The following is a 19,411-nucleotide window of genomic DNA, read 5'->3' as shown; positions in this document are numbered from 1 at the left end:
ATTAACCATGCTGCGACGGCGCCCGAGTGTGCCGTTCCTCCATAAAACCTGAGTGATGCGGGCGTTATTTTGTCCGCGTCAGGAGCTTTCGCATGTCTACATTGCAAGAAATCCGAGTGCCGGACATTGGTGACTTCAAAGATGTCAGCGTGATTGAGGTACTCGTAGGTCCGGGTGAAACGGTCGCTGAAGGGCAAAGCCTGATAGTGGTCGAAACCGACAAGGCTGCGATGGAAATTCCCAGTGCCTTTAACGGCGTCATCAAAAAAATAGAGGTTGTTTTAGGTGATAAGGTCAGTAAAGGGAGCGTAATTGCACAGCTCGAAGGTGCCGGAGTTGTAGCTCCGGCCATTCCAGAGGAGGAGCTTCCAGAGCCGGTGGTTCCAAGGGCTATTGAACAACCGATAGCCATCCCTGCTGTAAATCCATCCTCAACGTCCATGGCTCCGGTGAGGCCCCGTGGTGAACTGCCATATGCCTCACCATCGGTTCGTAAGTTGGCCCGAGAGTTGGGAGTACCGATTTCAGAGATCGCCGGAAGTGGTGCTGGTGGTCGCGTGTTACCTGGCGACGTTCAGAACTTCGTCAAACGAGTCATGTCGGGCCAGCTTCAAACCCATGCGCAAAAAAATAATGTTCATGAGAGTGGTGGTGAACGGAGTGGACTGCTGCCTTGGCCTCAAGTCGATTTTGCGAAGTTCGGCCCTGTTGAGCGTAAGGAGCTGTCGCGGATCAAGAAGATAAGCGGAGCAAATCTGCATCGAAATTGGGTGATGATTCCCCATGTTACCAACCACGAAGAGGCCGATATCACTCAGCTGGAGGCTTTTCGGGTGCAGCTCGATGGTGAGTATGCCAAGGCCGGAATCAAGGTCACATTACTGGCTTTGTTGATAAAGGCTTGCGTAGCGGCATTGAAAAAATTTCCTGAGTTCAACGCGAGTCTCGATGGGGACCAACTGGTACTCAAACAGTATTTCCATATCGGTTTTGCCGCCGACACGCCTAATGGATTAGTCGTTCCCGTTATCCGTGATACTGATAAAAAAGGTGTCCTGGCTATTGCCAGCGAGATGACGGCGCTTTCCCTGAGGGCTAGGGAGGGCAAGCTTTCGAGCGCTGAAATGACGGGTGGTTGTTTCACCATTTCATCGTTGGGTGGCGTTGGAGGTACCTATTTCACTCCGATCATCAATGCACCCGAAGTCGCGATCCTAGGTGTTGGTAAAAGCTCGATTCGGCTTTGCTGGGACGGGCAGCAAGGAATACCTCGCCTCATTCTTCCCTTGAGCCTGAGTTGGGATCACAGAGTGATCGACGGAGCGATAGCGGGACGTTTTAACGCTTATCTGGCTGAACTGCTGGCGGACTACCGTCGCTTGATTCTGTGAGGGGAATGACGTGAGTGAGAAAGAAATAAAGGTGATCGAAATCGAATGTGATATTGCCGTGCTCGGTGCGGGCCCCGGTGGTTACTCAGCAGCATTTCGAGCAGCCGACCTTGGTATGAATGTCGTTTTGATCGAGCGTTATCCGAGTTTAGGGGGCGTCTGCCTCAACGTTGGTTGTATTCCGTCAAAAGCATTGTTGCATGTCACGGCGAGCATGGATGAGACGGCCCGACTGAGTCAGTCAGGAATTGAGTTCAACGCGCCAAAGGTCAATCTCGACCAGCTCAGAGCACATAAGAGTGGGGTCATCACCCAACTGACTAGCGGACTGGCGAGCATGGCTAAAATACGCAAGATCAAGGTGCTCCAAGGGGAGGGGCAATTCATTGATAGACAGGGGCTTCGCGTTCTGACTGGTACAGAAGGAACCGATGAGAAAATACAAGTTGTCCGTTTCAAACGCGCGATTATTGCTGCTGGCTCACAGGCCTTCGGGCTTCCTTTTCTGCCTGAAGATCCACGTGTTGTCGATTCAACAGGTGCACTTGAGTTGCGCCAGCTACCCAAGCGTATGTTGATTATTGGTGGTGGAATTATCGGGCTTGAGATGGGAACGGTTTATTCCACGCTCGGTGCACGTCTTGATGTAGTGGAAGCGTTCGACGATTTGATGCCAGGTGCCGACCGAGATGCAGTCAAGGTTTGGCTAGCGAGTAATGCCCAGCGATTCGACAATATAATGTGTCGGACACGTACAGTGGGGGCGCAAGCTACCCCTCAAGGAATCCTGGTAAGTTTTGAGGGTGAGCAAGCCCCTCAAGAACCGCAGCTCTACGACCTGGTCCTGCAAGCTGTTGGCCGAACTCCAAATGGAAAATTGATTGGTGCATCGTCGGCTGGAGTTGCGGTGGATGAGAAGGGCTTCATTCAGGTAGATGACCAGATGCGAACAACCTCGTCTTCGATTTTTGCAGTCGGTGACATTGTGGGTCAGCCAATGTTGGCGCACAAAGCTGTTCACGAGGCGCATGTTGCTGCTGAAGTCGCGGCTGGAGAAGTTCTTGACGATACCAAATTATCGCGTTCGGCTTTCGAAGCGAGGGTCATTCCGAGTGTGGCCTACACAACACCGGAAATTGCCTGGGTAGGTACGACCGAAGCTCAAGCCAGAGAAGAGGGCAAGGCAATTCGCGTTGGATTGTTTCCCTGGGCGGCTTCAGGCCGAGCCTTGGCCAATGGATATGATGGGGGGTTCACCAAGTTACTTTTCGATCAGGAAAGCCAACAAATAATTGGTGGAACTATTGTCGGGGTACATGCTGGAGACCTGATTGGCGAGGTGGCGCTAGCCATTGAGATGGGAGCCAATGAGGTTGATATTGGCAAGACTATCCATCCACATCCCACACTTGGCGAGAGCATAGGTATGGCAGCGGAGGCCGCTCGTGGTACCTGCACCGACCTTCCCCCTAAGCGGCGCTGAAGGTGCGTGATAAAAAGTGCTCTACCCTATAGGCAGAGCACTTTTTTACGTATTGAACCCGGTGCTATTTCTTAAGGAAAGCGATCCATCGCCCGACCAGCAACATGATCAACGTAAGATAGACGATGATCATTCGAACATTCTCCAGATCTAACATGTCGACACCTGCTTCTGGCGTGGTATGGATTTTTTGGCGTCGTTAATTTGAGATAAAAGCCATAGCTAACCCTCAATGTTTTGAACCGAGGGTTATCAGTGTTATTCGGTCGGTCGCATCACGCCTCTTGCATCACGTTTCAATGGAGCTGATTGAGTCGGTAATGGAGCGCCAGGAGCATTTTTCAGCGTTACTCCATGTGTCCAGCTAGCTGGGGCAATTGCAATGTAGCGTGCATAACCGCCGGTTCCGCCGAGCGGCTTGGCAAAGCCAATGGAAATCAAAGCTCCGGACTCAGGAACCTGATCCAGGTTGGCTACCCCTTCGGCTTGCGCAAAGTTGTTGTGCATCAGCCAGGACTCACCCTCGGCTTTGGGGGTTGTATCAGTGTCCAGGGGCTCGTGGCCATGCAGAAGAATCTTGCGCTCAATATGCAGAAACTTCAGAGCTGCCAAACTCACTCCGGGGAATGGCGCCGTGATGAACCGCTCGTGATCGCCCCAGCGTTTGTACCAGTCGGAGCGAACCATCACCACGGCTCCTTCGGGAATCCGTCCGTGCTTTTTTTCCCAGTCCTGAATATCAGCGACCTGCAGGTGGTAACCAGGATCGTTAGTAACCTTGGGGACAATGTTGATGACCACCAACGGCCTTACCGAAACGGTAGGAGGAATATCGCTGATGGTGGCTCCCAGTTGATTCCAATGTGCCGGAGGATCTAGTTGCGTACCGTATTGATCACTGGGAAGTTCATAGGCTGTGGCCACAAAGCCATGCTTTTCATATGAAAAGGCATCACCCTTATTAACCCAGCCAGGTACGTCAGCTCCCGCAACTGCCGCTTTAAATGTGGCAGTGCCGAAGCCTGGCCAGACCGCCTGATCAGGTTCAAACGGGTGCGTAAGATCGATGTATTTGGCCCGCTTCAGCGAATTATCGTAAGCAGACCACAGAGAGGTATCGTCCGCGCGTGCTCCGCTTGATAGCAACGTAACTGCGACGGAGAAAGCTAATGCGATGCTATGGTTTTTCACATTCATTGCCTCTTTCTTAATGCGGGAAAAGTGCACAACAAATTGGATGGTGAAACCGACACCGTTTTTGGATATACAGTTGATCAACGGGTGCAGCCGTTGAGACTGAACCCGTTAATTGGAGCTGGAGAGATTGTCAGCCTCCCAGATAGGCGCGTTTGATTCCGTCGTTGCACAAAAGGTTGGAACCGGTATCAGCAAGAACTACCTGACCGTTTTCCAAAACGTATCCGCGATCTGCTACCTGCAACGCTTTGTTGGCGTTCTGCTCGACCAGGAAGACCGTTACGCCGGCATCACGAATGGTTCGGATAATGTCGAATATCTGGGCAATGACTAACGGAGCCAGACCGAGCGTTGGCTCGTCCAGCAAAAGCAGGCGAGGTTTGCTCATGAGGGCCCTTCCAATGGCCAGCATCTGTTGTTCACCCCCTGACATGGTGCCCGCCCGTTGACCTGAACGCTGCTCGAGGCGTGGGAACAATTTATAAACACCCTCGATTCCGGCCTCGATCTCGTCCCTGCTGGCGAAGAAGGCACCCATCTTCAAGTTTTCGAGAACCGTCAAACTCGGGAATATCCGTCGACCCTCCGGTGAGATAGCCATGCCAAGACGCATGATTTCATGGGTCGGTGTTCGGGTGATGTCTCGACCCTCCAGCATCACTCGGCCTTGAGACACAAACGCAGCTCCACATACCGTCATCATCAAGGTGGTCTTGCCTGCACCGTTGCTACCGATCAAGGTGACAATCTCGCCTTGATTGATCTCAATAGAGACACCTGACAGAGCCTCGACTGCGCCGTAATAGGTATGAACCTGTTCCAGCTTGAGCATCAGTCTTCTCCCAAATAGGCTTTGATCACTCGTGGGTCGTTGCGCACGGCCTCTGGGCTACCCACCACGATCGGACGGCCTTGCTCCATCACGAGGATTCGATCGGATACCCCCATGACCAGATTCATGTCGTGTTCGATCAACAACACCGCGATGCTGAATTCGTGTCGGAGTTCGTCGATCAACTGTGATAGCTCGATTTTTTCTTGGGGATTCAATCCTGCGGCAGGCTCATCGAGCATCAGTAGGCGGGGCTGGGTGATCATGCAGCGGGCGACCTCAAGTCGGCGTTGATGCCCGTAGGACAGTGTTCCTGCTTCGCGATTAGCCACATCGCCAAGTCCCATGCGGGAGAGCCAGTGAGCAGCCCTCTGTCGGGCTTCTCGCTCCGCCCGTCGATATGACGGGGTCGCAAGCAGTCCATGGAGTAAGCCGGATTTGACTTGAAGATGCTGAGCAACCAACAGGTTTTCGGCGACGGTCAAGGTTTTGAAAAGCCGAATATTCTGAAAGGTCCGAACCAGTCCTCTGCGGGCAACTTGGTGGCTGGGGAGGCCTGCGGTAGGTCGTCCGTCCAGTAGCACTTCTCCTGCGCTCGGCTTGTAAAAACCGCCCAGGCAATTGAAGACAGTGGTTTTCCCTGCCCCATTAGGGCCGATAATCGCGAATACCTCGTTGTGCTGCACATCGAATTCAATACCATCAACCGCCAGTAACCCGCCAAAGCGCATTTGAAGCCCAGAGACTTTCAGGAGCGTTGTACTCATTTCGACAACTCCAGCTGAGGGCGGCTCGCTGGAAGCAGGCCTTGCGGGCGCCACATCATCATCAGAACCATGACCAGTCCGAAAATGAGCATTCGGTACTCATCAAATCCGCGGGCAACTTCGGGCAAAACGGTCAGTAACAATGCTGCGAGAATCACACCAAGCTGAGATCCCATTCCGCCCAACACGACCACCGCTAAAATCAGAGCCGATTCAATAAAGGTGAAGGATTCAGGATTAACCAAACCCTGGCGTGCAGCGAAGAACGCCCCCGCTAGACCAGCAACCGCCGCGCCCAGAGTGAAGGCCGATAGCTTGATGCGAGTCGGGTTCATACCCAACGAACGGCAGGCAATCTCATCATCGCGCAAGGCTTCCCACGCACGTCCAACGGGCATCCGAATTAGTCGGCTGGTGATGAATAGCGTGAATCCGACCAGTAGTAATCCAAGCAGGTAAAGGAAGGTCACCATGTGTGCGCCGCTGTATTCCCAGCCGAGCAATTGGTGGAAGGTTTGCACCCCTTCCACACTGGAGTTCCGTACCATTTCAATACCAAAGACCGAAGGTTTTGGAATACCTGAGATGCCGTCCGGACCTCCCGTGAGAGTGCCTAGATTGTTAAGCAGCAGGCGGATTATTTCTCCAAAACCCAAGGTTACAATTGCCAGGTAGTCGCCTCTGAGACGCAGCACTGGAAAACCCAGGAGAAAACCGAAGATCGCTGACATCAGAGCGGCAATCGGCAGGCACTCCCAGAAAGAGAGACCAAAGTGCTGGTTGAGCAGCGCGTAGGTGTAACCGCCCACCGCGTAGAAACCGACATATCCCAGATCGAGCAACCCGGCGTAGCCCACGACGATATTCAACCCGAGTCCCAGGATGATGTAGATCATCGCAAGAGTCGCGATATCGACTGCTCCCCGTGAGCCGAAGTAGGGCCATATCAGCCCTATCGCTAGCAGTACCCAGATCGCGTTGCTTTGCTGCCGAGCAGACAGAGCCGGGAGTTTCGGGATTTTTATGGAGTTGTGAGCCCGAACGAACATGGGTTTGCAGAGTTGAAATAGGAAGACCGCACCCACTGCCAGCCACACGGGTAGCCAGTGGGCTTCAAGAACTACTGTGTAGCCTTCAAGTTTGAGCTGAAGGCCCAGAATAGGCGCGGTCAATATGGCTGTCATGATTGCGGCGATTACGGCCGACTTTACGGTCTGAGCCATTCCGGTTTTTTGCTTCGTTGTGTTCTGAGTGCGGCTTGATGCTTTTGTGGTATTGGCGGGTACAGACAAGGTGTCCAATTGGTTACTCATGGGATCCCCTTAGACCTTCTCGAGATTCGATTTACCGAGAAGTCCGGTAGGTCTGAACAACAGAATCAATATCAATAGCCCAAAGGCCACCACGTCTTTGTATTCGGAAGGCATGTAGCCCGATGCGAAGGTTTCTGCGAGGCCAAGAAGAACGCCTCCGAGCATCGCGCCCGGAATACTTCCGATGCCTCCAAGCACGGCTGCGGTGAATGCTTTGATACCTGCTACGAAGCCAATGAATGGGCTGAGTTTTCCTATCGTCAGTGCGATCAATACACCGCCGACGGCTGCCAGCATCGCGCCGAGTATGAAAGTGAACGAGATGACTCGGTTTGTATCGATGCCTAGCAAGTTGGCCATTCGCATGTCTTCTGCGCAGGCACGGCAGGCTCTGCCCATACGAGAGAAGCCAATAAATAACGTCAGTGAAATCATCAGCAGCAGCGTGACGCCAACGATCAGTAACCGCGAGTATGGGATGGTCACCACGAAGTCGCCTGTTCCCATCTGGAACTCGATTGCACCGGAGACTAGAGCGGGTACTGAAACGTCTCGAGCTCCTTGGCCGATCTGGACGTAGTTCATCAGGAAGATCGACATGCCAATCGCTGAGATCAACGGAACCAGCCGTGGACCACCTCGTAACGGTCGATAGGCGACGCGTTCTACGGCATAGCCGTATAACCCTGTCACCATCACTGACAGCAGGAGGGCTCCACCTAACACCAAGGGCAGTGGTATATCTGATTGCGCTCCAATTGCCGTCAGTGCGACGAGACCGATATAGGCACCCATCATGTAGATTTCGCCGTGGGCGAAGTTGATCATGCCGATAATGCCGTAGACCATTGTGTAGCCGATGGCGATCAACGCGTAGATCGCACCCAGAGTTAGCCCGTTGGCCAACTGTTGAGTGAACTGGGGAAGAAACTCATTCATCCGATTAGCCTCGGAACGGGAAAAACGAAAAGTCGAGAGGCTGCACCTCAATGCTTAATTGAGGTGCAGGGCCAACTCAGTTGGCGGCGGTTTTGGTGGCATCTTTGTGCCAGACATAAACCACGAACTTGAATGACTTCAGGTCACCCTGGGCGTCGTACTCGAGTTTGCCGATCGGCGTCTGGAAACTGTGCTCGTGCAGGTAAGCAGCGACTTTGGATGGGTCGCTGGATTTGGCGCCGTAGATTGAATCAGCAATGACTTGTACCGCAGCATAAGCGGACAACTGGAAGGGGCCGTTGGGATCTCGTTTTTTGTCACCAAAGGCTTTGATAAGCGCAGCGTTGGCAGGATCGCTTGAAAAGTCTGCGGGGAGCGTCACCAGCATGCCTTCTGTGGCATCTCCGGCAATTGCTGTTACGTCCTTGTTCCCTACGCCTTCGGGTCCCATGAACGTCGCTTTTATACCTTGTTCGCGAGCTTGACGAAGCAGTAGCCCCATTTCCGGGTGATAGCCGCCGAAGTAAACGAAGTCCACGCCCCGGGATTTCAGTTTGGTGATGACTGCTGAGTAATCTGAATCGCCAACATTAATGCCTTCAAACAGGGAAACGGGAATCTTGGCAGCTTCCAGGTTGGTCTTCACTGCAGTGGCAATACCTTGGCCGTAAGACTGCTTATCGTGAAGAATCGCGACTTTTTTCGGTTTGACTTGATCAATGATGTAGCTGGCAGCGGCAGGACCTTGTTGGTCATCTCGACCAATTGTGCGGAAGATAAATCGTCTATTCTTGTTTTCAGTGAGTTGAGGCGCTGTCGCCGACGGCGCAATCATGATCACGCCTTCGTTTTCATAAATGTCTGAAGCGGGTATCGCCGAGCCGGAGCAGACGTGACCAATGACATATTTGATGTTCTGACTGACGATCTTGTTGGCAACCGCTACGGCCTGTTTTGGCTCGCAAGCATCATCCATCAACACCGGTTCGAGTATATTGCCACCCGCACCACCTGCTGCGTTGATTTGTTCGATGGCGGTAAGCGCGCCAGCGGCAACCATGTCCCCGTACTGAGCTACGGGGCCACTCATTGGGCCGGCAATGGCGATTTTTATTGTTTGGGCCTGGGCAAGTGTGCCCAGGGTCAGTAGGGACGTTGTAAGCACGACTGAGGCAACGCGGGATAACACCATGAGAAGCTCCTAGACTTAGCAGGATCGCGGTAAGAATGGATAGCGAGTTATTTTTGTTTTTAGCGTTAATCGCCTGTGCAGCGTGGGGCGGACATGGCCGGTCCAGACATTGCACGGGCGCTTCTGTAAGTGTTCAGTGAGCAGGGATGATCCTCAGACAAGTGTCAGCCAGTGCCGGTACTTTTCGACTTCACCGCGTACAGCAGCCAAGTAGATGCTCTGGACCTGTTCGGTGATCGGGCCTCGTTTGCCATTGCCAATGGTGCGAGTATCCAATTCACGGATCGGGGTGACTTCTGCCGCGGTGCCGGTAAAGAACGCTTCGTCGCAGCAGTACATTTCGTCGCGAGTAATACGCTTCTCACGGATCTCGTAGCCGAGGTCGCGAGCGATGGTTATCACCGAGTCTCGGGTGATTCCATCAAGACAGGAGGCCAAGTCAGGGGTGTAGATCACGCCATCGCGAACCATGAATACGTTTTCGCCGGCGCCTTCGCTCACATAACCTTCGGTATCAAGGAGTAGCGCTTCATCGAAACCCAGCGCCGTGACCTCCCTATTGGCCAGAATCGAGTTGATGTAGTAACCGCAGGCTTTGGCTCGAACCATCGAGACATTGACGTGATGTCGGGTGAAGGAAGACGTCTTGACTCGGATGCCGCGTTGCATGCCCTCTTCGCCAAGATAAGCGCCCATGGGCCAAGCGGCTGTCGCTACGTGCACTTTGTTGTTTGTGGCCGCGATGCTTAGGAAGTCTGCCCCTAGCCATATCAGCGGGCGTAGGTAGCAAGCTTTCAACTCATTGACCCTGATTACCTCAAGGCTGGCGGCATGCAGGTCAGCTTGGTAAAACGGCACTTCAAGTTGGAAAATCTTGGCCGAATTAAACAAGCGCTTGATGTGTTCTTTCAGGCGAAATATGGCAGGTCCTTGTTTGGTTTCGTAGGCGCGCATGCCTTCGAATACACCCATTCCGTAGTGCAGGGTGTGGGTCAGAATGTGGGTCTGAGCGGCACGCCATTCGACGAGCTGCCCATCCATCCAGATCTTTCCGTCGCGATCAGACATCGACATGAGGTGTTTCTCCGTTACGGGTACATTTTTCAAGGCGCACAAGGCCAGCGCGACCTAAGATCCGGACACTGGCTTTTTCTTTAAGTGGTCATTGCTGAGGCACTACGCCGTGTTGTTGCGAAGGGCCTGCAAGGCTTGAACCGCGCCTCGGGCCAACCAGGCAGCGTCCGAATGCAGCGCGATGAAGTTGATTCCTGCTTCCCGATACTTGCGTCCTTCTTCGACGCTAGTGGCGAAAATACCGACGGGCTTGCTCGCCTGTTTGGCTGCCGCTATTACGTGCTGCACTGCTTCATACACAGCGGGATGTCCGGTCTGGCCGAGCAGACCCATGCTTGCCGAAAGATCAGCGGTGCCGATGAACAGACAATCGGCGCCGTCCACGGCGGCAATAGCCTCTATGTTGGGAAGAGCCTGTTTAGACTCGATCAGCAAGATTGCGCAGGCTTCTTGATTCGCGGTGCTTACGTACTGAGCATTTAGACCATAAGTACCGGCTCGAACCATGCCGGCGACGCCACGTACTCCGTAACGCTCCGGGCATGGGAAGCGCATAGAGGCGATGGCGAGCTGGGCGTCTTTTTCCGTTTCGATGTTAGGGAAAACGATGGTTTGTGCACCACAGTCCATGGCTCGCTTCACAAGTACGGGGTCATTGGCGGTTACACGAACGATTCCACTTGCGGAGGCTCCGTTGCCACGTGCAGCATCGATTGCTCTGAGTTGTGCAGCGATATCACTGGTATCGCTAGGGCCATGTTCTGCATCGATTACCAACCAATCAAAACCGCAGTGGGCGAGCAGTTCTGTCACTGCTGGGCTGGCAAGAGTCAGCCAGCAACCAGTGGTTGCCAGGCCTGCTTGAAGGCTGCGTTTTATAGGATTTTGGAAAGGCACGGTATTCTCCTGAATCCGAAGCTCAATGCGAGCTGGCAGGAGTATGGTAAGCAGGAGTCAGGGGTATTGTTTGCGCGTTTAAGTGTTTAGATAATGCCCGACTTGCAATGATTATTTCGGTTTGGTGGGGTTGGCGATATGAATGTTCCAAAGCTGAAAATTGATGGCACTGATCGCCGAATTCTTGCTGCCCTTCAAAACGATGCGCGGCTCTCCAGTGCGGAACTTGCGGAACTGGTCTCCCTGAGCGCCTCACCTTGCTGGCGGCGGGTGAAAAGACTCGAGGAGCTAGGGTTGATTCGGGGATACCATGCGCGAATTGACCCTGCTCTGCTGGGCTATTCGGTTACCGCATTCGTCCAGGTTGCGCTGGAACAGAAGGACACCGCCCATGTGGACGCATTCGAAAGTTCAATGCGCGCCCTCGAACAGGTTGTGGCATGTCACTGTGTGTCGGGGCACTTCGACCATCAGCTCACTGTCGTGGCCGAAGATCTGGCGAGTTTTAGTGAGTTTGCCCGGAAGCACATCAACGGGTTCCCTGGTGTTAAAGAGGTTTGTACGTCTTTTGTGGTGAAAGAGGTTAAGGCGCCTGTTAACCCGTTGCTTTGATTGATTGCACTGTCCTTTTTCACTTGGGGGCGCTAGTGATTTAGGGCAGGAAGTGGCACAACCACGAGATACAGCTCCAATTCTGAGCTCATTCCCTGCAGCAAGTGCCTTGGAACGTTACCGAGCAAAGAACGACGAGTCCGACGGGAGCATGAAGCTGTACTGGAAGCAATACAGAATCCAATAGCGTAGCTCGGTATCACTCCTTTTTTGCTCTTGATACACCCAAAAAACAAGTCCAGAATCGAGTCCATTCCTGCTTCAGGAATAAAATAAACCCCTTAGATTTCAATGGGTCGGACGCCAGATGCGAGTCTCGTTTCCCGCTCCAAATACAAAACAGCGCCACTCATTGAGTGGCGTTTTTTTTTGCGTGTTTTTTGTGGTCGGCATTGAAAAGAGAGGCTTTGGCCACTTTTTTCGTTCCAGTAAGTTCCACTTGAAACCACTACCAGCAACGATTTTTTAGTGCATTTTTAACGCCAAGCCACCGAACAAGGCCTGTCGCCTTTATGACGAACAAGGCCTGTGCCTGGAAGTGCAGCCCCACGGCGGCTCATGGCAAATCCTGGCAGGGCGACGCTGACTCCCCCTCCTGCTGAAGCGCAAGTTCTGCCAGCAATCTGAACTCTTGCAGCAGACCGCGGACATAAACGATCTGGTTGATTGCCCAACGCTCCTCCTCGGCCATCATCTGCTCCAGCGTGAAACCGTCGGGCAGCGAAGTTTGACTCATCTCTCGGTAAGGAATAATGGGGTCTTCGTCTTCGTCCACTTGACGGAATGCGGGGGCGATATAGTGATTTTCCTGCTCCAGGATAAACGCGATGACCTGGGGTCCATTCTCTCCGAGCATCAACAGCTCGAACAACATGCGGGCATTGGGCAGGTCATCCTCGGCACTGCCCTGTAGCACGCCATAGTGACCGACTCCATTTTCCTCGGGAACGACACGCACACCTTTCATGTGCACTTGCCGGATATGCGCAGCCAAGACTTTCAGAGCCGTTAACGGTTGTTCGGCGGCATTGATCATGTTGCCGAAATCAAACAGCGCGTGCAGGCGTGGATGATTGATGCGCTCGAGCAGCGTGACAATTTCGCGACTTTTCAGCTCTTCATGCTGTTCAAAGTCAATATAGAGGTCATACCGTTCGGCTTGTTTGGCGAGGTAGTGCAAGTCCGATTCGATGGTGTCTAAAACGTTGGAAAGCCGTCCTCCATAGCGCGAGTAGACGCGGATGTTCTGCACCCCCATAACATGCGCTACCTCAACCACCCGATCCACATCCGCCTTTTGGGTACTACTGATTTCCAGGTGGATGTCCAACCCCAGCGCCTTGGCCCTTTGGCTGACAATGCGCAGCTGATCGTCGCTCATCTGCTGAAGACTGCGCTCTTCACCATCCAGTAGATGAATGCTGATGCCGTCGAGTTCATGACGATAGGCGAAATCCAACAGGTCAATCGGTCGGTATGTACCATAGGTCAGCTTCATCAGCTGGGGGTAAGCATGGGCGAACAAGCGCATGCTATCGAGTCGTTCAAGCAGCTTGATCGCCAGCGCCGGGGTTAGCTGAGGTACCGGCAGATCCGCTGCCTTGTGGCGCAATAATGCATCGAAACGCAACTGGATTAACGGCATGCCACCCCCTGGGTCTGACCCGCGACGCTGTGCTCATGTTCCGCCAACTGCCAGTCATACTGTCGCCATTGATGCTGGTCGGATACCTGTTTTAGCGCTGGCGCGGGGTTGACGACACACGCATGCTGGACCGCGTGCAATAACGGCAAATCATTCACCGAGTCACTGTAGCCATAGCTGCCCTGCAAGCTGTTGCCATGGTTCTGCAGCCACGCCTGCAAGCGCTCTACCTTGCCTTCCCGAAAACTGAGCACCCCTGTAGTCGCACCGGTAAAGTTGCCCGCTACCTGTTCAAGCTCAATGGCGATCACCTCGCTCACGCCCAGCATGGCGGCGATACGGCGGACGATAAAGTCAGCCGTAGCCGAGATGATTAATAGCGTGTTTCCCTGTTGGCGATGCCACTCGATTTGCCGACGCGCGGCTGGAAATATGCGCGTGGAAATCATGCTGGAGACAAAGTCATCAGCCCATTGCTCCACTTCGCTGACGGCCACTCCAGACAACGGTTGGAGCGTAAAGTCCATGTACTGCGCCATGGATAGTTCGCCCAGATGATAGGCTTGCATCATCGCCTGCTCAGTGACCAGCATGTCGGCTGCTGCCACACCGCGTTGCACCAGATAGCGCAGCCAGAGACTGGAGCTATCGCAATCGATAATGGTGTCGTCCATGTCAAAAATAGCCAAAATCGTCATGCGACCTCCTGCAGTTCTTCACGATTGAACAGCAGGTCGAGCCGCGTGCCTGCCGGCAGCAAGGACTCTGAACTGCGATTGAGCATATCGACCATCAACGAGCAGCCTTGCGCATCGACGTGGTAACGAATGACGTTGCCGAGCATTTGATGGTGACGTACCGTGGCGCGGCACGGCGCGCCCAGATGTGGGCCATAGCTGCGGCCGGCTTGCGCCACATGGATCGCTTCCGGCCGGATTGCCAGTTGTCCTTGTATGTGCAGGCCAAGTAGTTGTTCTGCCTGGCGGGCATCCAGCAGGTTGTAGCTACCCATGAAGCGCGCAACAAAACCATTGGCTGGACGGGTGTAGATTGTCTCCGCGCTCCCTTCCTGCACGATGCGACCGCCATCCATGACAATGATGCGGTCGGACAGCATCAACGCTTCTTCCTGATCGTGGGTCACGAAAATGGTCGTCAGTTTCAGCTGCGACTGGATCCGTCTGATCTCTTCCTGCAGGTTCTTGCGGATGCGCGCATCCAGTGCCGACAGCGGTTCATCCAGCAACAGGATGCGTGGCCGCACCACCAATGCCCGCGCCAGGGCGACACGCTGACGCTGGCCGCCGGAGAGCTGACTCACGAATTTGTTCTCGTGCCCCTGCAATTCAACCAGGCGTATCGCGTCGGTCACCCGTTGGAAGGTTTCATCGACAGAGACGCCCTGCATTTTCAGGCCGAAGGCAATATTGCCCATCACCGTCAGATTCGGAAACAACGCATAACTCTGGAATACCATGCCAATGCCACGTTTTTGCGGAGCAAAACGGGTAATGTTATTTCCTGCTACATGGATCTGGCCGCTATCAACTTCAGTTAAACCGGCGATGCAGCGCAACAAGGTCGACTTGCCGCAGCCACTGGGACCGAGCAGGGTCACCAGTTCGCCTTCCTTGATATTGAAATTGATGTCGTCAAACACGCGGGTCTTGCCCGAGCCTTTGCCGAAGTATTTCGACACGTTGGATACTTCAAGATAATTCATCGCACAGTCCTATCGACTCAAGCGGGTGGCAATCCAGGTCACGACCAGCGTAAATATGAAATAACTCATCACCACGGCACTCACAAAATGGCCGCTGGTGGAGCGCACGGAATAGAGATAGACGTTCAAGGTTTCGTAACGGCTGCCCACCAGTATGTTGGCGAACACGAACTCGCCCAGCAGGAAGGAGAATGAGAGAAACAAGGCTGCCATCAATCCCTTGCGGATATTTGGCAAGACCACCCGAAAAAAAGCAGCGGGAGTACTTGCTCCTAACAGATGCGCTGCATCCATCAGGTCGCGCACGTTCAGCCCTTGCAGACCGTTGGCGAGTGCCCGATACATGAATGGCAGAACAATCGTGAAATAACACCCTATCAGTACCCACGGCGTACCGATCAGCGGTAGCGGGCCGTCGGCATATATCTGCAACAAACCCACCGACGACACCACAGGCGGCACCGCGAACTGGATCAAAATCAGGATGTTCATCCAACGATCCAAGTGCGGAAAATAATAGAACACGACAAATGCGGCAGGCACGATGACCACTGTGCTGAAGACCAATGTGCCCAGTGCAATCAACAGGGAGTGGCTAAATGCGGTCAAGAAGCGCGGCTCTCGCCACAACTTGAGATACCAATCGAACGTCAGCCCGTCGGGTAATATCGTTGCACCCCAGTGCTGGGAAAATGAATAAATCAGGGTCGCCAGAACGGGGATGCTGAGTAGAGCCATTAAGCCAAACAGCACGAACTGGTGATAACGGTTAGTGTGCATGGTAGCTTCTCTTCATCAAGAACTGGTTGACCATCGCCACGAACACCAGCATCGCCACCAGAAGCACGGACAGTGCTGCCGCCAGATTCGGTTCCAGAGAAATGTCCCCAGCTACCAGGCTGGAAATACGGATGGTGACCAGGTTGTAGTTGGAGGTCATCAGTGCGTACGCACTGGCATACGCCCCCATGGCATTAGCCAACAACAAAATGAAAGTGCCGAATACCGCCGGCAGCAGCACCGGCAACGCAACCAAGCGCCAGTAACGGGCACGACTGGCACCCAGCAAAGAGGCGGCCTCTTGCCAATCGTCTTGCAGCGCATCAAAGGCTGGATAGAGCAACAGTACCGCTAGCGGTATCTGGAAATAGCTGTAAATCAGCGTCAGTCCAGTCTGCGTGTATAGATTAAAATCAGCCAGCCAACCCCATCGCCGCAAGAGTAATGTCACGGCGCCATTGGTTCCCATCACGATAATGAAGGCGAATGCCAATGACACCCCACTTAGATTGCCGGTCATATTGGTGAATGCCACCGTCATGTCGCGGACAACGCAATCCACCCGTTTCAACGAGGCGGCGGCCACCAGCGCGATGGCTAATCCAATCAGGCTGGAGCTGACGGAAACCCAGAGGCTGTTGCCAAAGGCCTGTCGGTAAAACGGGGACTGCAGGATTTCACTGAAATTCTCCAGCGACCATGCGCCATCAACCTGCACGCTGTTAATTAGCAGCCATGCTGTCGGTGCCAATGAAAACAGCGCCAATACACATAACAAGGGCAGCAGGACCAGCGCCGCCCGCCAGTGGCGAAAGCGTGGATAATGCCGGGTGTCGATAGTCACTGGCATTGCCAGCGGGTTCGATGCAGATGTCATACAGCTAGCAATTCCGTGTCACATGGTTTTTGATAAGTGAGCGCGAGATATGGCCGCAGTAAAACCTTAGTGCGGCCATTGCTGTGCTCTCTGTTCTAATGGTCACCTCTAAAAACCATCGCGAACGACCCACGTCGCCCAGTAGGTTTTTAGAAGCGAACTAACGCGGGTGAAATTACTTGTTATAAATCATGACGTGCTCTTGCCACTGCCGAGGTATGGCCTTGGTGGTCGTTTCCCAAGCGGCGAAATCCTGGATCGGTTTGGCGTTACGATATTGCTCAGCCGACAGCATCTTGTCTGTTACATCCTTCGGCAGGACGACGTTGCTGCGAATCGGACGCGCATAACCACGCGCGAGGTTAATCTGGCCGGCATCGCTGAAAATGTATTCACGCGCCAGTTTGGCGGCGTTCGGATGCAGCGCGTATTTGTTGATGAGGGTTGAATAGCCGGCACTCACGCTACCGTCCACGGGAATGGATACCGTGAATTGGGATGGATCGATCTTGTCGCGGTAGCTTAATGAAGTGAAGTCCCATAACAGCGCAACTTCCACTTCACCTTTTTCCATGTTGGCGATATTCGCATCGGTCATGGAAAGCCGTCCTTGTTTAGCCAGTTCGGCAAATAACTGATACGCAGGTTGCAGATTCTTTTCGTTGCCGCCATTGGCAATCGCCGCTGCCAGCAGAGCGCTATTGGCTTGCGCCGAGACGCCCACTTCGCCAACGGTCACCTTATAGTTGCCTTTGAGCAAATCGCCCCAGGACTTAGGCGGATTCTTGACCAGCTTGTTGTTGCTGATGAAGGAAATGGTCCCGCTGTAAGCCACCATCCAATGACCGTCTGCGTCCTTGGCCCACGCCGGAATATCGTCCCAGGTGGTCGGCTTGTAGGCCTGGGTAATGTCCTTCCTGACGGCAATCGGGCCGAAAGACTGGCCAACGTCGCCGATATCACCTGACGCGTTCGATTTTTCAGCTTCGAACTTTGCGATTTCCTGTCCCGAACTCATGTCGGTGTCCTGATGTACCAGACCGTATTTTTGCGTGATCTGGGCCCACGTATCTTTCCAGTTCGCCCAGTTATCCGGCATCCCCAGGCTATTGACCGCGCCTTCTTTTTTAGCTGCGGCGACTAAAGCATCCAGGTCCGGCTGCGCGTACGCACTAGAAACTGCAATCGACAAGGCACTTGCAAGCAAACTCGTAATCAGCGTTTTTTTCATGGGATAGCCGTGTGGTATAGACCAGATTGGGGCGGGAACTGGATGCTACCCATAAAAAATGACCGAAATGTGACACTTGGGACGTTCCGACTTAGTCCTCGAATGCGATGAAATATGCGTTAAGCACCTGACCGAGATGGAAAAGGGCTGTCGTTGCTGCGCCAGGGAACGTCTGTCGATGCCGCACTCATTCACGTGCTCGACTCGACCAGGAACAAGGAAGGTAAATGCGATCCCAAGATGTACCAGCGCGCAAACGCGGACGAAGGTCGAGCACCCGTTCCGGGTGATCAAACGTCAGAGGGGGAGTGGGCGAGGTGTGCCCGAAGAGAGTCTGTTGCGTGTCGTAAAGGTAATGAAATCATTAAGTGGGATAATATCAACGCTCAAAAATCATCCAGACCATCACTGTGACAGAAAAAATCACCACCCAAGCTGCCACCATCTATCACGCCCTGGCAACGCAAATCATCAATGGCACGCTGGCGTCCGGTAGCAAGCTCCCTCCTGAGCGGGAGCTGAGCGACCTGTTTTCCACAACCCGCATCACGCTCAGAGAAGCCCTGCAAAGAATGGAAGCGGAAGGGTCGATCTATCGGGAAAGCAGGCGCGGCTGGTTTGTGACCCCACCCCGACTGGTGTACAACCCCTTCACAAATTCACTGTTCCACCAGATGGTCGAAAGTCAGGGGCGCAAAGCGCTCACACAGGTCATTTCGACCAGTACGGAATTGGCGAGCCCGGAGTTATGCCTGAAGTTGGCGGTGCTGCCGTTAAGCATGCTGCACTGTATACGCCGCCTACGTTCAGTCGATGGACGCCCTGTGATGTTTGTAGAACATTATCTTAAACCAGAGTTTTTCCCGGACATATTGAAACTGGATCTGACTCAGTCGCTGACATTGATTTACCGAAAACACTATGACATCCATTGCGGCCGCGCCACTTTTGATATTTACCCGACCGCGGCACAGGCCAGCGTGGCGAATTATCTCAATCTGCCAGAAGGCAGTCCGCTGCTAATGATCATTCGCGTCAACTATGATCAACATGGACAGATTCTTGATTGCGATCGCGAGTTCTGGCGTCATGACGCAGTCCGAATTTCCATGGATAGTCAAACACTGCATTCTGACAAGGTGGCTTAACCATCCGCCTATCAGATCTGACAGAACTTTTACTTATCCGCTGAGCCTCATGGCCAAGTTGGCGAACCATTCGACGGCAGCCGGTACCGTGGAACCATACGTTCGGCGGCAGTGACAACGTTGGCATCGTGCTTTCCAACGGTGGCACCTTTTACCTGGATGACGGCAGCCCACGGCTCAGGGTTTCGCCGAAACCCTGCGCAATCTGTTGATCGGCATGGTAGGACGAGCGCACCAGCGGGCCGGAGGCGACGTTCTTGAAGCCCATCTTGTAACCTTCCTCGGCGAACCAGGCGAAGGTGTCCGGGTG

General features: G+C 53.6%; 18 protein-coding genes and 2 pseudogenes. 5 read left to right on the top strand and 15 right to left on the bottom strand.

From position 1 onward, the window contains the following. The first annotated feature begins 92 nt into the window (after window positions 1-92). Window positions 93-1,391, top strand: coding sequence for a dihydrolipoyllysine-residue acetyltransferase (gene aceF, locus AC1RKH_RS25370; RefSeq protein WP_493061847.1), 1,299 nt, complete (start codon window positions 93-95; stop codon window positions 1,389-1,391). 10 nt (window positions 1,392-1,401) lie between these two features. Further along, window positions 1,402-2,874, top strand: a complete 1,473-nt coding sequence (gene lpdA, locus AC1RKH_RS25365) for a dihydrolipoyl dehydrogenase (protein WP_493061848.1) — start codon at window positions 1,402-1,404, stop codon at window positions 2,872-2,874. Between the two features lie 258 nt (window positions 2,875-3,132). Here the strand turns inward: lpdA and AC1RKH_RS25360 are convergent, their stop codons facing one another. The 8 genes from AC1RKH_RS25360 to AC1RKH_RS25325 all read right to left on the bottom strand — a co-directional run bounded on the left by AC1RKH_RS25360 (window position 3,133) and on the right by AC1RKH_RS25325 (window position 11,085). Then, the gene (locus AC1RKH_RS25360; protein ID WP_493061849.1) at window positions 3,133-4,071 is read right to left on the bottom strand and encodes a cyclase family protein; all 939 of its coding nucleotides are present in this window, start codon (window positions 4,069-4,071) and stop codon (window positions 3,133-3,135) included. A 130-nt stretch (window positions 4,072-4,201) separates the two neighbouring features. After that, complete coding sequence (locus AC1RKH_RS25355; protein WP_493061850.1) at window positions 4,202-4,903, bottom strand: ABC transporter ATP-binding protein; 702 nt, start codon at window positions 4,901-4,903, stop codon at window positions 4,202-4,204. Then, entirely contained in the window at window positions 4,903-5,670 is a 768-nt protein-coding gene (gene livG, locus AC1RKH_RS25350; protein WP_493061851.1) for a high-affinity branched-chain amino acid ABC transporter ATP-binding protein LivG, read from the bottom strand. The genes AC1RKH_RS25355 and livG overlap by 1 nt, the downstream gene beginning before the upstream one ends. Continuing rightward, a complete protein-coding gene (locus tag AC1RKH_RS25345; protein WP_493061876.1) occupies window positions 5,667-6,893 on the bottom strand; it encodes a high-affinity branched-chain amino acid ABC transporter permease LivM in 1,227 nt (408 codons plus the stop codon). Before AC1RKH_RS25345 ends, livG begins: the two co-directional genes overlap by 4 nt. A gap of 99 nt (window positions 6,894-6,992) precedes the next feature. Then, window positions 6,993-7,922 (bottom strand): high-affinity branched-chain amino acid ABC transporter permease LivH, encoded by a 930-nt coding sequence (gene livH / locus AC1RKH_RS25340; protein WP_493061852.1) that lies wholly within the window; start codon window positions 7,920-7,922, stop codon window positions 6,993-6,995. Window positions 7,923-7,998: 76 nt separating this feature from the next. After that, window positions 7,999-9,114, bottom strand: a complete 1,116-nt coding sequence (locus AC1RKH_RS25335; RefSeq protein ID WP_493061853.1) for a branched-chain amino acid ABC transporter substrate-binding protein — start codon at window positions 9,112-9,114, stop codon at window positions 7,999-8,001. 153 nt (window positions 9,115-9,267) lie between these two features. Next, window positions 9,268-10,188, bottom strand: coding sequence for a branched-chain amino acid transaminase (locus tag AC1RKH_RS25330; RefSeq protein ID WP_493061854.1), 921 nt, complete (start codon window positions 10,186-10,188; stop codon window positions 9,268-9,270). Window positions 10,189-10,290: 102 nt separating this feature from the next. Further along, complete coding sequence (locus AC1RKH_RS25325) at window positions 10,291-11,085, bottom strand: HpcH/HpaI aldolase family protein (RefSeq protein ID WP_493061855.1); 795 nt, start codon at window positions 11,083-11,085, stop codon at window positions 10,291-10,293. Window positions 11,086-11,223: 138 nt separating this feature from the next. Between AC1RKH_RS25325 and AC1RKH_RS25320 the strand changes: the two genes are divergently transcribed. Next, window positions 11,224-11,697 (top strand): Lrp/AsnC family transcriptional regulator, encoded by a 474-nt coding sequence (locus AC1RKH_RS25320; protein WP_493061856.1) that lies wholly within the window; start codon window positions 11,224-11,226, stop codon window positions 11,695-11,697. Between the two features lie 556 nt (window positions 11,698-12,253). On the opposite strand, the gene AC1RKH_RS25315 is transcribed toward AC1RKH_RS25320, so the two are convergent. The 6 genes from AC1RKH_RS25315 to AC1RKH_RS25290 form a co-directional block, all read right to left on the bottom strand. Next, complete coding sequence (locus AC1RKH_RS25315) at window positions 12,254-13,342, bottom strand: sugar phosphate isomerase/epimerase family protein (RefSeq protein ID WP_493061857.1); 1,089 nt, start codon at window positions 13,340-13,342, stop codon at window positions 12,254-12,256. After that, window positions 13,333-14,040, bottom strand: a complete 708-nt coding sequence (locus AC1RKH_RS25310; RefSeq protein WP_493061858.1) for an HAD family hydrolase — start codon at window positions 14,038-14,040, stop codon at window positions 13,333-13,335. The genes AC1RKH_RS25315 and AC1RKH_RS25310 overlap by 10 nt, the downstream gene beginning before the upstream one ends. Continuing rightward, window positions 14,037-15,065 (bottom strand): ABC transporter ATP-binding protein, encoded by a 1,029-nt coding sequence (locus AC1RKH_RS25305; protein ID WP_493061859.1) that lies wholly within the window; start codon window positions 15,063-15,065, stop codon window positions 14,037-14,039. Before AC1RKH_RS25305 ends, AC1RKH_RS25310 begins: the two co-directional genes overlap by 4 nt. 9 nt (window positions 15,066-15,074) lie before the next feature. Continuing rightward, window positions 15,075-15,845, bottom strand: a complete 771-nt coding sequence (locus AC1RKH_RS25300; RefSeq protein ID WP_493061860.1) for an ABC transporter permease — start codon at window positions 15,843-15,845, stop codon at window positions 15,075-15,077. Continuing rightward, window positions 15,835-16,695: an ABC transporter permease gene (locus AC1RKH_RS25295; protein WP_493061877.1), complete on the bottom strand. Its 861-nt coding sequence runs from the start codon at window positions 16,693-16,695 to the stop codon at window positions 15,835-15,837. The genes AC1RKH_RS25300 and AC1RKH_RS25295 overlap by 11 nt, the downstream gene beginning before the upstream one ends. A 202-nt stretch (window positions 16,696-16,897) precedes the next feature. Next, the gene (locus tag AC1RKH_RS25290) at window positions 16,898-17,953 is read right to left on the bottom strand and encodes an extracellular solute-binding protein (protein WP_493061861.1); all 1,056 of its coding nucleotides are present in this window, start codon (window positions 17,951-17,953) and stop codon (window positions 16,898-16,900) included. Window positions 17,954-18,094: 141 nt separating this feature from the next. Between AC1RKH_RS25290 and AC1RKH_RS25285 the strand changes: the two are divergent. Beyond that, window positions 18,095-18,220 (top strand): annotated as a pseudogene (locus AC1RKH_RS25285) (IS5/IS1182 family transposase); the annotation flags it as partial. Window positions 18,221-18,363: 143 nt separating this feature from the next. Next, a complete protein-coding gene (locus tag AC1RKH_RS25280; protein WP_493061862.1) occupies window positions 18,364-19,101 on the top strand; it encodes a UTRA domain-containing protein in 738 nt (245 codons plus the stop codon). A gap of 151 nt (window positions 19,102-19,252) precedes the next feature. Here the strand turns inward: AC1RKH_RS25280 and AC1RKH_RS25275 are convergent. Next, window positions 19,253-19,411 (bottom strand): annotated as a pseudogene (locus AC1RKH_RS25275) (hypothetical protein); the annotation flags it as partial.

The sequence above is a fragment of the Pseudomonas sp. GW822-FHT06B12 genome (genome assembly GCF_058799675.1).
The sequence above is the reverse complement of the archived record's forward strand: the minus strand, read 5'-3'. Positions and strand labels throughout refer to the sequence as shown.

What these genes read in the sequence shown, in the direction of transcription:
- AC1RKH_RS25335 (WP_493061853.1), bottom strand. Translation starts at nt 9,114, where the DNA reads ATGGTGTTATCCCGCGTTGCCTCAGTCGTGCTTACAACGTCCCTACTG.
- AC1RKH_RS25345 (WP_493061876.1), bottom strand. Translation starts at nt 6,893, where the DNA reads ATGGCTCAGACCGTAAAGTCGGCCGTAATCGCCGCAATCATGACAGCC.
- AC1RKH_RS25355 (WP_493061850.1), bottom strand. Translation starts at nt 4,903, where the DNA reads ATGCTCAAGCTGGAACAGGTTCATACCTATTACGGCGCAGTCGAGGCT.
- AC1RKH_RS25305 (WP_493061859.1), bottom strand. Translation starts at nt 15,065, where the DNA reads ATGAATTATCTTGAAGTATCCAACGTGTCGAAATACTTCGGCAAAGGC.
- AC1RKH_RS25320 (WP_493061856.1), top strand. Translation starts at nt 11,224, where the DNA reads ATGAATGTTCCAAAGCTGAAAATTGATGGCACTGATCGCCGAATTCTT.
- AC1RKH_RS25300 (WP_493061860.1), bottom strand. Translation starts at nt 15,845, where the DNA reads ATGCACACTAACCGTTATCACCAGTTCGTGCTGTTTGGCTTAATGGCT.
- AC1RKH_RS25295 (WP_493061877.1), bottom strand. Translation starts at nt 16,695, where the DNA reads ATGCCAGTGACTATCGACACCCGGCATTATCCACGCTTTCGCCACTGG.
- AC1RKH_RS25330 (WP_493061854.1), bottom strand. Translation starts at nt 10,188, where the DNA reads ATGTCGATGTCTGATCGCGACGGAAAGATCTGGATGGATGGGCAGCTC.
- aceF (WP_493061847.1), top strand. Translation starts at nt 93, where the DNA reads ATGTCTACATTGCAAGAAATCCGAGTGCCGGACATTGGTGACTTCAAA.
- livG (WP_493061851.1), bottom strand. Translation starts at nt 5,670, where the DNA reads ATGAGTACAACGCTCCTGAAAGTCTCTGGGCTTCAAATGCGCTTTGGC.
- AC1RKH_RS25310 (WP_493061858.1), bottom strand. Translation starts at nt 14,040, where the DNA reads ATGACGATTTTGGCTATTTTTGACATGGACGACACCATTATCGATTGC.
- AC1RKH_RS25315 (WP_493061857.1), bottom strand. Translation starts at nt 13,342, where the DNA reads ATGCCGTTAATCCAGTTGCGTTTCGATGCATTATTGCGCCACAAGGCA.
- AC1RKH_RS25360 (WP_493061849.1), bottom strand. Translation starts at nt 4,071, where the DNA reads ATGAATGTGAAAAACCATAGCATCGCATTAGCTTTCTCCGTCGCAGTT.
- livH (WP_493061852.1), bottom strand. Translation starts at nt 7,922, where the DNA reads ATGAATGAGTTTCTTCCCCAGTTCACTCAACAGTTGGCCAACGGGCTA.
- AC1RKH_RS25290 (WP_493061861.1), bottom strand. Translation starts at nt 17,953, where the DNA reads ATGAAAAAAACGCTGATTACGAGTTTGCTTGCAAGTGCCTTGTCGATT.